General features: G+C 39.9%; 13 protein-coding genes. 5 read left to right on the forward strand and 8 right to left on the reverse strand.

The genetic code is table 11. The features are described from left to right. Positions 1-207 precede the first annotated feature (207 nt). Entirely contained in the window at positions 208-1,041 is an 834-nt protein-coding gene (locus tag ACNJYY_RS02265; RefSeq protein ID WP_416730386.1) for a TetR/AcrR family transcriptional regulator, read from the reverse strand. A gap of 93 nt (positions 1,042-1,134) precedes the next feature. Here ACNJYY_RS02265 and ACNJYY_RS02270 point away from each other — a divergent pair, with 93 nt between their 5' ends. Beyond that, positions 1,135-4,218 carry an efflux RND transporter permease subunit gene (locus ACNJYY_RS02270; RefSeq protein ID WP_416730387.1) on the forward strand — a complete coding sequence of 1,028 codons (3,084 nt, stop codon included), beginning with the start codon at positions 1,135-1,137 and terminating at the stop codon, positions 4,216-4,218. Between the two features lie 422 nt (positions 4,219-4,640). On the opposite strand, the gene ACNJYY_RS02275 is transcribed toward ACNJYY_RS02270, so the two are convergent. After that, complete coding sequence (locus tag ACNJYY_RS02275; protein WP_416730388.1) at positions 4,641-5,603, reverse strand: hypothetical protein; 963 nt, start codon at positions 5,601-5,603, stop codon at positions 4,641-4,643. A 102-nt stretch (positions 5,604-5,705) separates the two neighbouring features. Here ACNJYY_RS02275 and ACNJYY_RS02280 point away from each other — a divergent pair, with 102 nt between their 5' ends. Continuing rightward, positions 5,706-6,203, forward strand: coding sequence for a hypothetical protein (locus tag ACNJYY_RS02280; RefSeq protein WP_416730389.1), 498 nt, complete (start codon positions 5,706-5,708; stop codon positions 6,201-6,203). Positions 6,204-6,252: 49 nt separating this feature from the next. Here ACNJYY_RS02280 and ACNJYY_RS02285 read toward each other — a convergent pair whose 3' ends face one another. From ACNJYY_RS02285 to ACNJYY_RS02310, 6 genes are all read right to left on the reverse strand, one after another. After that, positions 6,253-7,188 (reverse strand): ABC transporter ATP-binding protein, encoded by a 936-nt coding sequence (locus ACNJYY_RS02285; RefSeq protein ID WP_416730390.1) that lies wholly within the window; start codon positions 7,186-7,188, stop codon positions 6,253-6,255. Next, a complete protein-coding gene (locus ACNJYY_RS02290; RefSeq protein WP_416730391.1) occupies positions 7,181-8,161 on the reverse strand; it encodes an ABC transporter ATP-binding protein in 981 nt (326 codons plus the stop codon). The genes ACNJYY_RS02285 and ACNJYY_RS02290 overlap by 8 nt, the downstream gene beginning before the upstream one ends. Before the next feature lie 15 nt (positions 8,162-8,176). After that, positions 8,177-9,115, reverse strand: coding sequence for a hypothetical protein (locus tag ACNJYY_RS02295; protein WP_416730392.1), 939 nt, complete (start codon positions 9,113-9,115; stop codon positions 8,177-8,179). After that, entirely contained in the window at positions 9,112-9,939 is an 828-nt protein-coding gene (locus tag ACNJYY_RS02300; RefSeq protein WP_416730393.1) for an ABC transporter permease subunit, read from the reverse strand. The genes ACNJYY_RS02295 and ACNJYY_RS02300 overlap by 4 nt, the downstream gene beginning before the upstream one ends. 203 nt (positions 9,940-10,142) lie before the next feature. Next, the gene (locus ACNJYY_RS02305; protein WP_416730394.1) at positions 10,143-10,982 is read right to left on the reverse strand and encodes a sugar phosphate isomerase/epimerase family protein; all 840 of its coding nucleotides are present in this window, start codon (positions 10,980-10,982) and stop codon (positions 10,143-10,145) included. Between the two features lie 49 nt (positions 10,983-11,031). Next, the gene (locus ACNJYY_RS02310; RefSeq protein WP_416730395.1) at positions 11,032-11,250 is read right to left on the reverse strand and encodes a hypothetical protein; all 219 of its coding nucleotides are present in this window, start codon (positions 11,248-11,250) and stop codon (positions 11,032-11,034) included. A gap of 368 nt (positions 11,251-11,618) precedes the next feature. Between ACNJYY_RS02310 and ACNJYY_RS02315 the strand changes: the two genes are divergently transcribed. The 3 genes from ACNJYY_RS02315 to ACNJYY_RS02325 all read left to right on the forward strand — a co-directional run bounded on the left by ACNJYY_RS02315 (position 11,619) and on the right by ACNJYY_RS02325 (position 15,155). Further along, positions 11,619-12,524, forward strand: a complete 906-nt coding sequence (locus ACNJYY_RS02315) for a diacylglycerol kinase (protein ID WP_144704382.1) — start codon at positions 11,619-11,621, stop codon at positions 12,522-12,524. A gap of 136 nt (positions 12,525-12,660) precedes the next feature. Then, the gene (rlmD, locus tag ACNJYY_RS02320) at positions 12,661-14,037 is read left to right on the forward strand and encodes a 23S rRNA (uracil(1939)-C(5))-methyltransferase RlmD (protein WP_416730396.1); all 1,377 of its coding nucleotides are present in this window, start codon (positions 12,661-12,663) and stop codon (positions 14,035-14,037) included. Positions 14,038-14,198: 161 nt separating this feature from the next. Continuing rightward, a complete protein-coding gene (locus ACNJYY_RS02325) occupies positions 14,199-15,155 on the forward strand; it encodes a tRNA dihydrouridine synthase (protein ID WP_416730397.1) in 957 nt (318 codons plus the stop codon). The last annotated feature ends 111 nt before the right edge of the window (positions 15,156-15,266 follow it).

The raw sequence follows: 15,266 nt of genomic DNA on the forward strand, positions 1-15,266 counted from the left end.
CGTAATGCAGTGCAGTTCTAAAACAAATCTACTTTGGAATTACTGTATTTCATTTTCATCTTTGACATGTTGATTGTAGAGAAGGGTGCGAGACTCCTGGGGGATCAGTGGGACAGGTGAGACTCTTAACAGCGCAGAGCGCTAAGAGGCTCACCGCACACCCCCCGGAAAGCGAGCATCCCGGAGCGGAGATCAACACTTTCAAAACTAAACTCCCAAACAATCCTGAATCAAATAAGCAATCTGCTTACATGCTGGATGGTTATTCAGGTTTAGGATCAACCCTTTTACGATGGCAGGGCTGAGACTCCGCTCAATCATCTGCTGTTTCAGAAGGGTTAATGATTCTTCTAGCGTTGAATCATCCACTTCCTCTATCTTTTGTTCCACCATTTCTAACAGTTGTTCTCTTGTTACATGAACATGAAAAGGCTCATTAATCGTATGGTAAAGCTCTTCTGTGATAAACGTCGTCTCTGAATGGTTAGCGAGCAGTGCTGTTTTCTCTGCAAGTGAGCGACTCAATGTATGAAGATCCAGTGGAACGTCAAAGAACAGGATCAGGTGTGAATACGTATGAATGAAGCCCTTTACACAATAAATCAAATCATAACGAGTCTGTGAGATTTCTTCCCTATAAATGCGGTCTAACATACCTAAAATGATGTTATCGATGAGTTTATCGTATTGATGAATCTTTGAGATAAGCTCTTCGTTCAAGGTTTTGGACTGCTCTTTAATAAAGATCTTGGCGAAATCAGAATGCTTTTGAAAAGAATGAAACGCAGCTTGATAGAATTCGTATAAGAGGTTAGCATCCGTTTCGTGATTTTTGACTACTTGGTCAATATCTGAGATGAGACTCTGCATAAAGTGGTCGATCAGACCGTTGATCAGTTCGTCTTTTGATTTAAAAGATAAATAGAATGCACCTTTGGAGATGCCGGCGTGTTCTGTTATCTGTTGTACAGATGTGGCGTCAAACCCTTGCTGTGCAAAAAGTTCTAAGGCACTTTCCATAATTAATTGTTTCTTACTCATTTTATCGCTCCTAAGTAATTCGTTGACAAATGACCAATCAGTCATTAGTATAAGTAATTGAGTTGGATAAGTCAATTAGGGGTTGGTGGATGAATGAAAGGTTTAGTTAATTTTGTCTTAATGAATAAATTGGCTGTATGGCTGCTTACCATTATTATAACAGTCTCAGGTATTTATTCAGGAACACGCATGAATATGGAAACGATTCCTGATGTTTCAATTCCATACTTGATGGTGATGGACGTTTACCCTGGAGCTACTCCAGAGAAAGTAATGGAAGATGTGTCGATGCCGATCGAAAAAGCGGTAGAAGGGCTTGAAGACGTTAAAGCCGTTTATTCGAATTCTTACTCAAACATGTCTAATCTCCAAGTGGAGTACGAATACGGAATAGACATGGACGAGGCAAAGCGTGAGCTCCAATCTGCACTGGATGCAGTTGAATTGCCAGAAACGGCTGAGGAGCCGACTGTGACAGCGATCAGCATGAACATGATGCCAGTTGCTGCACTAAGTGTAAGTAGTACGAAAGAGGATATCGTTGAATTAACTTCAACGGTTGAAGAGATTATTCTTCCTAAGATCGAGAAGATCGATGGTGTTGCATCCGCTAAGATTACGGGTCAGCATATCGAAGAGGTAGATCTCACATATAAAAAAGATAAGCTGAAACAGTATGATCTAACAGAAGATAAAGTAAAAGAAATGATTCAAGCAAGCAACATGGCTGTTTCATTAGGACTGTATGAGTTTGAAAAAGGGGAAGAAGCAGTTGCCGTTGATGGGAAGTTCATGACTTCGGATGAACTTAAGAACATGATGATTCCGGTAACACCATCTGCAACAAACCCAACACCATTTGTAAAGCTTAGTGATATTGCTGATATCAAAACGGTAGGGAAAGTGGAATCCGTCTCTCGAACAAACGGAGATGAAGCGATCGCGATCCAAATCGTAAAAGAGCAGCAATCTAACACGGTTGATGTCGTGAATGGTGTAAAAGAGCTGATTAAAGAAGAAAAATCAAAAGTTGATGGTCTTGTTATTGATGTGTCACTTGACCAAGGAAAGCCGATAGAAGATTCAGTAGCAACCATGATTGAAAAAGCATTATTTGGCGGATTGATTGCCGTTTTAATCATCCTTTTATTCCTGCGAGATTTTAAATCGACGATCATTTCAATCATCTCTATCCCGGTTTCAATCTTCATGGCGTTATTGGTGCTCAACTGGATGGATATCACGTTGAACATCATGACACTAGGTGCGATTACGGTTGCGATCGGTCGTGTAATCGATGACTCAATTGTTGTCGTAGAAAATATATATCGACGTTTGCATTTGAAAGAAGAAAAACTGAACGGACGTGCGTTGATAAGAGAAGCGACGATCGAGATGTTCAAGCCGATCCTTTCTTCCACACTCGTAACGGTTGCGGTGTTCGCTCCGCTTATCTTTGTGGGTGGTATGGTAGGCGAGCTGTTCGCTCCGTTCGCGTTAACGATGACATTTGCGCTTGGAGCATCTCTCATTGTTGCCATAACAATCGTTCCAGCATTATCACACTTTTTGTTTAAAAAGAAGCTGTATAGCGAAAAGACAGAAAGCAGCCATAAGGAAACTGGTAAATTAGCAAAATGGTATAAAGGGATTCTTAATAAATCTCTTAATCATAAAATTATCACTTCGATCTTGGCCGTCCTTTTACTTGCAGGTAGTTTAGCTTTAACGCCTATCATCGGTTTCAGCTTCATGGGCAGTGAAGAAGACAAAGTTATGTATTTAACATACACACCGAAAGCTGGAGAGCTTAAAGAAGAAACATTGAAAAACGTTGAAGCATTAGAAGAAAAGATGCTAAAACGCGATTATATTGATATCGTTCAAATTTCTGTTTCAGATAACGCAGATCCAATGATGGCTATGGCTGGTGGCGGAGAAGGCGGTGCGCTCATGTACCTCATCTTTGATCCGGAAATGGAGAACTTCCCAGAAGTGCGAGATGAAATAGAAGACTATGTCGCGGACCTTGGCCAATCAGGCGAATGGAAGAGTCAGAACTTCGCTGCACCAACTGGAGCTGAAAATGAAGTCAGCTATACGTTCTACAGTGAAGATCTGAATAAACTCAATAAAGCGGTGAAGATGGCAGAAGAAGCGATGAAGAAGAACGATCAGTTAGAGGATGTTACTTCAAGCGCGAAGGATGCGTTCGTGGAGCATACGTTTAACGTTGATCAAAATGACATTCTAAAATACGGACTAACAACAGGTCAGATCGTGATGATGCTCAATCCGATGAAAGCGGATGATGTCTTAACGACGATCGAAAAAGACGGAGATACACTAGATGTTATCGTTCAGCAGGAGCAAACGAAACAACCTAAGTCCGTAGATGATATTTTAGCAAGACAGGTACCTACAGCTCTAGGCACGACAATGCCGTTATCTGAGCTCGTTACAGTTGAAAAAGGAACAACACTTAATACCCTTGCTCGAAGCAAAGGAGAGTATTATGCTACCGTTTCAGGTAAGGCAGTTGGCGATGATATGTCCAAGGCAACTTCTGAAGTTCAAAAAGACATCGACAAATTGGATATGCCAAAAGGAGTTACGGTTGGAGTTGCAGGTGTTCAGGCAGATATGACCGAAACCTTTACACAGCTTGGAGCGGCAATGCTTGCAGCGATCGCGATTGTGTATTTCATACTCGTCGTCACATTCCGTGAAGGTGTCGCACCATTTGCGATCCTGTTCTCACTTCCTTTTGCTGTGATTGGTTCGTTTGTAGGTCTATTGATCGCAGGTGAAACCATCTCCGTATCGGTTATGATGGGGCTGTTGATGTTGATCGGTATCGTTGTAACGAATGCTATCGTACTCGTAGACCGAATCATTCATATGGAACGTGAAGGAATGAGTATGCGTGATGCGATCTTAGAAGCTGGTGCTACACGTCTTCGTCCGATCCTGATGACAGCTATTGCAACGATCGGAGCATTGATTCCGTTGGCAGTCGGCTCAGGTGGTGGCGGACTGATTTCTAAAGGTCTTGGCGTTACCGTAATCGGCGGATTAGCAAGTTCTACACTATTGACACTTATCATCGTGCCGATCGTGTATGAAGTGCTTTCCAAAATCTTTAAAAAGAATCGTAAAGAAGTAGAAGAGAATTAATAAAAAAGCCCTGCATGGTGATGTTGAGTCACTTGCAGGGCTTTATTATTTGGCTGTTTTCTTACCCTTTGTTGCTTTTGGAAGTAGTTGATTTCCGTTCCAGATGCTCTTCTTTCCGCGGGGCAGGCGGTGAGCCACATTTGAACGTTTCACATTTAAGTGTCTCACCTGTCTAGTTGCAGTGGCTAGCCCCTAGAGGTCAAAAGTTAAATGGTTAAGAAGGCAAAGTGCGCCTTGAAACCCATCCACCTTTTGCTTGTCGGGGCTGAACGAGCCACCTCTACTTTGAGGACTGCCTATTTATCCCGCAGGAGTCTCCCATCTTACACTTCAATCAACAGTCAAAGAAGTAAATACTAAAAATGAAAAAGCAACAATCTTTTAGAAAACAGTCGTTTATTTAAAGCGGATCACTTATTGTATCAACTACTTCCGCATCCACTGCCGCAACTGCTTCCACAGCTGCTCCCGCTATCGCTGTTGCAGCTGCTGTCATTTCCGCCATTGTCGTCACGATGGTTGCCACACCCACTTCCGCAAGCGGTTGTATTTCCAGAATTATAGTTCGATGCAGGATTTAACTTTGCCATATACATATCATATTCATCAAAATGATGGTAGGAATAATAAAGCATCGCGCCCGCTAAGATCGGTGCGCTATCTATTGAATTCGGTGATAGTTTTAATCCCTTGTAAGGATCTTTATCATTAGATATTCGATTTAAATCTACTTTAATCTTTGTTAGTAAAGCATGAACGGTTTCTTTATCAGCATTCGGTCTAAAATATCGGTTTCCAAGTTCTTCTGTTGAAAGTGTTTGAAGTTCATGTAAAAGACCTTCATGTAATGGATTTTGAAAAAAGGTCCCCCAAGCGATAGGTGTAAAATCCGTAAATGTAAAAAGTTTTGCGTATAAAAGATCAAACCAAGCTCTCCCATGTGGGTCGGGTTCTACAACATCATTCGGAGCATGATGAATGTGTTCACCGCATAGTTCAGCAGAAAACTTTTCGTACTCCTTCGTATACATCAGCATCTCGTGCCAGATGTCATCCACTTTTTTACTGAACATCGGTACATTATTTAAGAGTGAACACATGATAAAGAAACGTTGGAGCTCATAAAATACAACCTCAAAGTAGGCGTCTGTTGCCTTAGGGTGTTCAGAAAGATATCTGCGCTTTATTTTTTCTTTGAACTCACGAGGGAGAGCTTTCTCCATGTTCCTTACACATTTTTGTAAATGTAAATCTTCACGAATCCCCAAGTTCGGTAGCAATTCTGTTTTGTCTGCCACCTTTTGATAATTCGGTTTAGTCGTGTATTTAATAACGAGGGGAGCAATTACAGCAATGGCAAAAAATAATAAAAATAGTTCAAACATTGATGGTGCCTCCTTTTACGTCTCCTACCAAAAAGCTATATTCTATTTCTCTACTTTAATGATAATATAAGATGAAAATATTGTAAAAAAGTGGGTGTGTTTTTGACGATTTTATTGTTGGCTGGAATTGTTTTTACGTTAATTCTCATAATGAAACAAAGAGACTTCGCTTCTGTAGGTATGGTAAGAAATATATCTCATAAATTGAAGGGGCATTCCTTAAGTACAAATTATTGGCAAGCGGGTATAGCTCTATTTGCTGCGAACGCTGGATTATTCGTACTAGCTTTTCTGATTCTTTTTCTTTTGCCTTACGGTACTATGGCAGGATTGTTAATATGTATACCGCTCAGTCTTTTTACGTGGGTAATATTTTCTGAAGTGTGGAGAGGATCATGGAAGGATAAAGTGAAGATGGCGTTCATCGGGACCTCTTTTTTTCTTCTTTTTTTAGGATGGATTTTTTGGTATTATGCAACGCTTGAACCCGCTTATCCAGGAGACGATCTCTTCATGGCATGGATTGGTGTCATCATTGCGTCTATTTTTACTATAGGTGCGATGAGTGTGAGTATGTTTGTGATTTTGAGAAAATTATAAGAGTGGAATATAAAAATAAGCAAGAGTAGACCAGCAGGTCTACTCTTGCTTATTTGTTATAGCTAATAATTCGTTGCTGGTTTTCAATTTCAAAATCTTTAATTTGTATCATATCGGCCGATACATAATGATCGTTTCCTACGTGTACGAGTTGAGGTGGATATAATGGTTTTGGTGGTAATATTACCGGTTCTTTTTGATGTCTACGCTTTTCAGGATCAGGTACGGGAATAGAAGATAATAATGACTGTGTATAAGGATGGATCGGATTGTGATACAGCTCCTCTTTCGGTGCCATCTCTATTAAATGGCCTAAATACATAACGGCAACTCGATCACTCATATAATGGACGACACTCAAGTCATGTGAGATAAAAAGACAAGTTAGATTCATTTCTGTTTGAAGATCTTTTAGCAGGTTCAAGACTTGAGCTTGAACGGAGACGTCCAGTGCGGAGACAGGTTCGTCTGCAATTACAAACTTTGGATCTACTATAAGCGCACGAGCAATGCCAATTCGTTGGCGCTGACCACCAGAAAACTCATGTATTCTTTTTTTATAAGAAGTTCTTGGCAAACCTACCTTTTCTAACATCTTCATTGCTTTTTCAGTTCGTTCACTCTTCGTTCCCATCTTTTGAATATATAAGGGTTCTTCTAAAATATCACCAACGGTCATACGAGGACTCAAGGATTCATAAGGGTTTTGAAAAATCATTTGAATTTCTTTTTGATAAGTTCGTAACTTACTACCTTTCAATCCTGTTATCTCTTTTCCTTCAAACCAAATTTGTCCGTGGTTGGGCTGGTACAATCGCATGATTGTTCGTCCGAGTGTTGTTTTGCCTGAACCTGACTCTCCCACAATTCCAAGTGTTTCTCCCTTATAGATATTTAAGGAAACACCATCGACGGCTTTATGAACACCAGAACTATCAGTAAAATATTTTGATAGATTCTGTGCTCTAATCAGTAAGTTATCCAATAGTAGTTACCATCCTTTTCTCGTCATAGAAACGAACATAATGCAATGGCTCTATTTCAACAAGTGATGAAGGAGCTTGGAAAGAACTACTTTCATATGTGTATGTTTCCGGTGCAAATTGTCGACCTTCATAATCTTTCTCAAACGTATAGTCCTGTATACTCTTTAAACGTTCTTGTTCCATTTCTGGACGAGGGATACTTGTGATAAGTGCTTTTGTATAAGGATGAACAGGGTTTTGGAAAATGGTATAAACATCTGCAGACTCTACGATATGACCACCTAACATGACATAAACCCAATCAGCATATTCAGCAACGATTCCGAAATCATGCGTGATTAGAAGAACAGATGCGTCCATATCTGATTTGTAGTAATCAATTAGATCAAGCACCTGTCTTTGAATCGTCACATCAAGAGAAGTGGTTGGTTCATCTGCAATAATAAGCTTTGGTTTGCATGAGACTGCCATTGCAATGAGGATGCGTTGCTTCATACCGCCTGAAAGCTGTTCAGGATATTGGTGATATACTTGTTCTGGATTTTTAAAACCGACCTTATCTAACAGATCGAGTGCTACTGACTTACGCTCATTTTTGGTTATAATGTTATGATGTTTCAGACCTTCCGTGATCTGTACGCCTACTTTCATGCCAGGATTGAGCGAAGCGATAGCGTCCTGAAAAATCATTGAGATCTCGTTTCCTCTTATCTTTCTCATCTGTTTTTCGGAAAGTTTTAGTAAGTCTATGCCATTAAAGGTAATGGATCCTCTTTCGGCTATCCCATTAACTGGTAATAGATTAAGAACAGACAAGGATGTCATGCTTTTTCCTGAACCAGATTCTCCGATTAATGCAACGGTTTGCCCTTTTTCTATTTGAAGGCTGACATCATTGACAGCAATACTCTTGTTTTTTTTCTTGTTAAAAGAAACGTGTAAATTTTTTATCTGTAAAACATGCTGATTCATTTCGTACGCCTCCTTCTAGAGTTTTTGAGTTTCTTCTACACTATTTTGAATGCCTTGAATAATTAAGTTTAACGCGAGTATCGTAACAGCAAAACAAGAAAGGGGGATCAATATTACCCATGGCGCTGCCTGAAGTTTGGTGAACGACATACCGATTATCCCTGCCCATTCACCAGCTATTGGGATGTCTTGAAGCACGACATTCATCGGATCGCCTAAGACGAGTGTTTCAGCACCACCAATAAATATGGAAAGAACACCTAAATGAGCCAATAGAATTAATACTTGAATCATCTGTTGTGCAAAAATAAGGATAAGACGTGTTGATAACTCAGGGAGTACATGTTTGTAATATACATAGGGTTTTCGAGCTCCAATTGCAAACGTGTTATTTATATAGTCTTTGTCTAGAATGCCTCTGATCTCCCGAGAAAATGTTGAGATTAAGGGAGGTACACCAATCCCAATTAATACGAGGCATTGAAGAAATATCAGCTCATATGAACTTTTCCCATCTATGCCAGCCTTGATCAATAAAGCGTTCATAAATATGTAAGCTAAGATGGTAGTAGGAATAGTGAGCGTTGCTGAAATGAGGTCATCCAAAAATGCATAATTTGCTCTTGGATTTATTAGTGTGATTCCTACTGAAACTACTATTCGTAGGAACGCAATGACAAAAGCAATTAATATGGTATATTTCGCTCCATCGATAATTTGATAAAAAAGTTGTTTTCCATATAAATCTGTACCGAATGGGGGAACTTCAGATGGAGAATAGGGTATATGATCGATGATTTTTCCTTCATCGTCATACATAAAATCCATGAGTTTTAAAGCTTCAGATTTTTCTACTTGTAAAATATCAGTCCAAAAAAAACTAAAGACAAGGATGCTCGAGATAAACGTCAGACCAATAATTAATTGTGGCTGTTTAGCTAATTTTAAAATCATGCTGCGTATTTCTCCTTTAATTGTTTATTTACTGATGCGTTGTAGTTATCAGCAATCTCAAACAAAATGGAAAATGGAACTGCGATAAATAATGCGGTTACCAAGAAAGCAGCTCCCCGCGTAATCATTAATAAGCTCATAATTCCATTGAGGTTATAAACATATTCGACAATAAATAGGTTCGAAAGCATAAATACAAAAATAGTTTTTGCATACTGTAATAAACTCGTCAAAATGTTTCTGAACACGTGCTTTAATGTTATGTAGAAGCGGCTCAATCCCATTGCTCTCGCTACTGTTACATATGGCTTATGTTGCTCTTCTCTCATTAATAGAAGTGTGATCTTAAACAATTGAATCGTTGGAACGATTGAAAGTACCAAAATAGGCAGCAAATAAATGGGATTGTTATAATCGTTATAAAAAGGTATCAGAAGACCTGTTCTTTTATAAAGAGCTACTATACTTACTTGCAATAGTACGACAATAAATAGATCAGGTAGTGATTCAAATAGGGTCAAGAGACCATATATAATTCGTTGTAGAAATCTAGGCAGCATAGTAGTAATAAACGTTAAAGTGAGTGAAACAAGCAGACCGATAAGAAGGGCAGTAAAGAAGATTGTCATGGAGTAAAAAAACTGACTGTATATTTCAGGAAAGATGTTTCTTGTTACGGTCAAGCCTTTTAATGTATACACGTAAACTTGCTCTGATAGCTGTGTATTAATGCCAAACAAAACAGCTGGTAGAATGCTGATGATCAAAATACCTAGAATAGTAGACCTTAATCGCTTGAGATAACTGTTAATCGAAAAATACATGTTTACACCTCAATTCAATAAATTCACCGAAACTAGAAATAATTGTAAACTAAATGTCATAATTTTGAAATAACTTATTTGTAAAAGGATTTTTAATCGCAAATTAATTAAGCGCTAAAAAAGACGGAAATGAAATCCGTCTTTTTATTGTAAAAGTAAGTGAAACGGTAGATATAAAGAATTAAATTAGAATCCAAGATACTTTAGAATGCTGTATCATCAGTATCTAGAAAGTCATTTATTAACCAATGTAGCCCCTCATCAATAAATGTTTCAGAAGGATTTGAGTGAGGTGTATGTTCAAGAACCCAATATATATCAGGGTATTCAGCTAATACGTGAAGAATCTCCTTAATTGGATAATGCTTTCCGTCATCTTCATGTGAGGGGTGGATTGGAATCCATATGTATTTGTCATTCACAAATTCAATGTTATGAAGATGAACAACTTTAATATGACCTTTCCACTTTCGAATCATCTCAAGAGCATTTTCATCTGCAGCTAATAGATAATCACCAATATCTATGCATAGCTTCAGTCCGTACTTTTTCCATGATTCCACAGGAAAAGCATCTAGATACTCTATTCCTTTCGGGGATCGATCCAATCCAAGTTTTGGTTCACAGACGATCGGCAAGTTGTATGTATGCTGCAGTTCGGACAATCGTTTCAGACCCTGCTCAATTAAGGTATCCGGATTACGGGTGCTTCCTTGAAAATAAGGAAAATGAACAAGGATATACTGTGCGCCTAACTTAACGAGACGCTGAATTTCCTTTTCGAACAGTGTCCATGCTTGTTCAGGTGCATATTGAAACTTCTCTAACAAATCATATTTACTTCCATTTCTATAGATGGGAGAGTGGATGCCAAAGGTTTTGTTGCTTTTTTTAAGAAATGCTAGAAACCTTTGAAAGGCATCTTCATTTTCGAACTCTCCAATCTCAATATGTGTGATCTGCTCTTGATCTCGAAACAGATCGTTGAATTTTGTTTCATCAGACATGATGGTACTGCCAGAAATGCCGATTGTATGTATCATCTTAACCTCCTAGATTAAATAAAAAAAACAGGAAATGAGATCCTGTCTTTTAAGATCCGCCACCACCACTGCTGCCACCGCCAGAATGGTGATTATGTTGGGAAGCGTTCCAGGCTGCTGCATTATTGATCTTGTTCTGATCACTAACATGCTCTTCAAGCTCGTATTTGTAGTTATACCTTTTGTACTTTAGCCTTGTTCTCCAGTTTACGATTGCGGCTAATAAAGTAACCGCGGCAATCGGTCCTAAAATGTATAGCCAAAACATAGAAGCACCTCCTTATAATAGTGTTGTTACTCGTTGCCGTATGTTGTTATTCCTTATATATGCGAATCAAGAAAGAGATGAAGCTTGTTTATACTCAATGTTGCTATAAATGTATAATTCTATAAAATGGTAAAGAAATCCTTTAGGGGGTCTGTCCCGGGGTCAGACCCCGGGACAGACCCCCTACAATTTGGACACAATTTTAACACATACTGGCAGATAACTGCTTTGCAATTTAAGACAGGTATCACTATAATATAAGAGGAATCGACAGAAGCAGTCCGGAAGTGGGCTGTTTTTTGCAGTTATACAACAAACAAATTTAGGTTAAAACTTTTAAAAGAAGTCAAACAATGAAGGTGAAAGATATGAAACGAGCTCGACTAATATATAATCCAAGTTCTGGAAGAGAAACGGTAAAAAAGCAGCTTCCTTATATTCTAGACAGACTTGAAAATGCAGGCTATGAAACGTCTTGTCATGCAACAACACCGGAAGAAGGTTGCGCGACTCGCGCTGCACGTGCAGCAGGGGAAAGAGGCTTCGACCTCGTTATCGCAGCCGGTGGAGATGGAACGATCTATGAAGTTGTTAATGGATTAGCAGGACTTGAAGATCGCCCTATGCTAGGAATTATTCCAGCGGGAACAACGAATGACTTTGCACGTGCAGTAGGTGTGCCGCGTACGATTGAAGGAGCTTGCGACGTTCTATGCGGTGGTGTACATATGCCTGTTGATATCGGTAAAGTAAATGACAGGTTCTTCATCAACATCGCAGGTGGCGGTCGTATCACAGAGCTAACGTATGAAGTGCCAAGCAAGCTGAAGACGATGATCGGACAGCTGGCTTATTTCCTAAAAGGAATCGAGATGCTGCCATCAATTCGTCCTACATTTGTGGAGATCGAGTTCGATGATAAAGAAAAATACGAAGGCGAGATCATGCTCTTCCTAGTCGCTAACACAAATTCTGTTGGAGGCTTTGAGAAGCTTGCTCCATCATCAGAGTTTCATGACGGTCTTTTTGACGTAATCATCTTGAAGAAAACAAACCTTGCAGAGTTTGTACGTATTGCATCACTTGCAATCCGCGGCGAACACATCCATGATGATCATGTGATCTATAAGAAGGCAAAGCGTGTAAAAGTAACGCCACGCGAAAAGATGCAGATCAACTTAGATGGGGAGCTTGGCGGAATCCTGCCAGGTGAGTTCGAAAACTTACACCATCATTTTGAACTGCTTGTACCAAAAGAGCGACTTAAACCATAAACCAATCATTCTAAGAACACTTTAAGCAAATTTGCTTGGTGTTCTTTTTTAATTTTTTATCCTTGTAAGCATTTGGTGTCCACTAACAGTTATGCTACAATCAGAAAAGCATAAGTGACAAAAAGGGACGATGACAATGACAAAGGCTGATTTGCCTGTTCATAAGAATGAAAGTTATGAAGTAGATATAGTTGATTTAACCCATGAGGGAGCAGGAGTTGCTCGTGTAAATGGGTTTACTTTGTTTGTGCCGAATACATTGCCTGGCGAGCGTGCGAAAATTAAGGTTATTGGTGTGAAAAAAGGATTCGGTTTTGGCCGTTTAGAAGAGCTGATCGAAGAAAGTCCTGATCGTGTCGATCCTCCTTGTCCGATCTATAAATGGTGTGGAGGCTGTCAGCTTCAGCATCTATCTTATGAAGGACAGCTGGAATATAAACGCAAGTTAGTAGAAGACGTGCTAACGAGAATCGGAAAGTTAGAATACGTACCAGTACTCTCGACACTTGGCATGGGAGAAGAGCCGTGGCGGTATCGCAACAAAGCGCAAGTGCCGGTTGGTGAACGAAACGGCCGTATCATCACAGGTTTTTACCAAAAGCGCAGCCATGAAATCGTAGAGATGGATAGCTGCATCATTACAGGTGACACGAACGACGACGCGGTACAAGCTGTGAAAGAAATTGTGAATCAGTACAACATCAGTGCCTATAATGAAGAAAAACATAAAGGCATCCTGCGTCATATCATTGCACGATACGGTAAAACAACAGGCGATTTGATGATCGTACTCGTAACGAACGGTCAAGAACTGCCGCAGCGTAAGAAGATAGTAGAAGATATTCGAAACGCACTGCCTGAGATCAAATCGATCGTGCAAAATGTGAACTCAAAACGTACGAATGTGATTTTTGGTGAAGAAACGCGAGTACTGTGGGGTGCTGAATATATTTACGATTTTATCGGCGACATCAAGTTTGCCATCTCAGCTCGTTCGTTTTATCAGATCAATCCGGACCAGACGAAAGTGCTTTATGATCAAGCGTTACAATATGCGGAACTTAATGGGGATGAGACGGTCATCGATGCGTATTGCGGAATCGGGACGATTTCATTGTTTCTCGCTCAAAAAGCAAAAAAAGTGTACGGTGTAGAAATTGTACCAGAAGCGATTGAAGATGCGCGCCGCAATGCGGAGTTAAATAACATTCATAACGCTGAGTTTGCTGTTGGTAAATCAGAAGACGTGATACCAGAGTGGAAGAAGCAAGGCATCACGCCAGATGTGATCGTCGTCGATCCACCACGTAAAGGCTGTGACGAGGAGTTATTAAAAACTATCATCGAAATGAAACCGAAGCGCGTTGTCTATGTGAGCTGTAATCCAGCCACACTCGCACGTGATCTGCGAATTTTAGAAGATGGCGGATTCAAAACAGTAGAAGTTCAGCCTGTTGATATGTTTCCTCAGACGACGCATGTTGAAGCAGTTGCGAAACTTGAACGTATTTAACGTAAAGAGCCTTATTCCTTGTTGAATGAGGCTCTTCATTTTCCATAAATTATAAATTGTACAGAGATTGAAATTCAGTTAGCAATCATGATATAAGTGTAAAAGATAATTATTTTACCGGGATTTTGAAGTTGCATTATAGTGAGAGGATTTGAGCACCAATGATAGATAATTTTTGGCGTGAATTACCGCGTCCGTTTTTTGTACTTGCCCCAATGGAGGATGTGACAGATGTTGTTTTTCGTCATGTCGTAAGTAAGGCTGGACGACCGGATGTGTTTTTTACGGAGTTTACAAACTCAGATAGCTATTGCCATCCAGAAGGATTAAAAAGTGTTCGTGGTCGTTTAACGTTTACAGAAGATGAACAGCCGATGGTGGCACATATATGGGGTGATAACCCTGAATACTTCCGACAAATGAGTATTGGCATGAAAGAGATGGGCTTTAAAGGGATCGATATTAACATGGGCTGTCCTGTACCGAATGTCGCGCAAAGAGGAAAAGGAAGTGGCCTTATTCTGCGTCCAGACGTAGCGGCCGAATTGATTCAAGCGGCTAAAGCTGGCGGGCTTCCTGTTAGCGTGAAAACACGACTTGGTTTTAAAGAGATCGGTGAGTGGGAAGCATGGCTTACGCATATTTTAGAGCAGGATATTGCAAACCTTTCTATTCATCTACGTACTAGAGAGGAAATGAGTCTTGTAGACGCTCATTGGGAGCTTATTCCTGAGATTAAAAAGCTGCGTGACCGAATCGCACCAGATACGCTGTTAACGATTAATGGAGATATTCCAGACCGTCAAGTGGGGCTGGAGCTTGCTGAAAAGTATGGTATTGATGGTGTCATGATCGGACGTGGAATCTTTAAAAATCCTTTTGCTTTTGAAAAAGAGCCAAAAGAGCACAGCAGCAAGGAGTATCTTGATCTTTTAAGACTGCAGCTTGATCTTCAAGATCAGTACGCCGAAGAAGTGCCGCGTTCTATCACAGGACTTCATCGCTTTTTCAAAATCTATGTAAAAGGATTCCCTGGAGCGGCTGAATTACGAAATCAGTTGATGAGCACAAAATCCACGGATGAAGTGAGAGCGATTTTAGATAAATTAGAACTGTAAAAGAATAGGCAACTTATAGTGAAAAACAGTATGAAGCCTTCAAGGTTTTGTACTGTTTTTTTACGTTCGAATTATGGGGGAATTCAGCAAAGTAAAGCTTATAATGACTAG

The sequence above is a fragment of the Fictibacillus tiangongensis genome (genome assembly GCF_048083785.1).
In the GTDB taxonomy this organism is placed as follows: domain Bacteria; phylum Bacillota; class Bacilli; order Bacillales; family Fictibacillaceae; genus Fictibacillus.

What these genes read in the sequence shown, in the direction of transcription:
- rlmD (WP_416730396.1), top strand. Translation starts at nt 12,661, where the DNA reads ATGACAAAGGCTGATTTGCCTGTTCATAAGAATGAAAGTTATGAAGTA.
- ACNJYY_RS02315 (WP_144704382.1), top strand. Translation starts at nt 11,619, where the DNA reads ATGAAACGAGCTCGACTAATATATAATCCAAGTTCTGGAAGAGAAACG.
- ACNJYY_RS02290 (WP_416730391.1), bottom strand. Translation starts at nt 8,161, where the DNA reads ATGAATCAGCATGTTTTACAGATAAAAAATTTACACGTTTCTTTTAAC.
- ACNJYY_RS02275 (WP_416730388.1), bottom strand. Translation starts at nt 5,603, where the DNA reads ATGTTTGAACTATTTTTATTATTTTTTGCCATTGCTGTAATTGCTCCC.
- ACNJYY_RS02270 (WP_416730387.1), top strand. Translation starts at nt 1,135, where the DNA reads ATGAAAGGTTTAGTTAATTTTGTCTTAATGAATAAATTGGCTGTATGG.
- ACNJYY_RS02305 (WP_416730394.1), bottom strand. Translation starts at nt 10,982, where the DNA reads ATGATACATACAATCGGCATTTCTGGCAGTACCATCATGTCTGATGAA.
- ACNJYY_RS02295 (WP_416730392.1), bottom strand. Translation starts at nt 9,115, where the DNA reads ATGATTTTAAAATTAGCTAAACAGCCACAATTAATTATTGGTCTGACG.
- ACNJYY_RS02310 (WP_416730395.1), bottom strand. Translation starts at nt 11,250, where the DNA reads ATGTTTTGGCTATACATTTTAGGACCGATTGCCGCGGTTACTTTATTA.
- ACNJYY_RS02325 (WP_416730397.1), top strand. Translation starts at nt 14,199, where the DNA reads ATGATAGATAATTTTTGGCGTGAATTACCGCGTCCGTTTTTTGTACTT.
- ACNJYY_RS02300 (WP_416730393.1), bottom strand. Translation starts at nt 9,939, where the DNA reads ATGTATTTTTCGATTAACAGTTATCTCAAGCGATTAAGGTCTACTATT.
- ACNJYY_RS02265 (WP_416730386.1), bottom strand. Translation starts at nt 1,041, where the DNA reads ATGAGTAAGAAACAATTAATTATGGAAAGTGCCTTAGAACTTTTTGCA.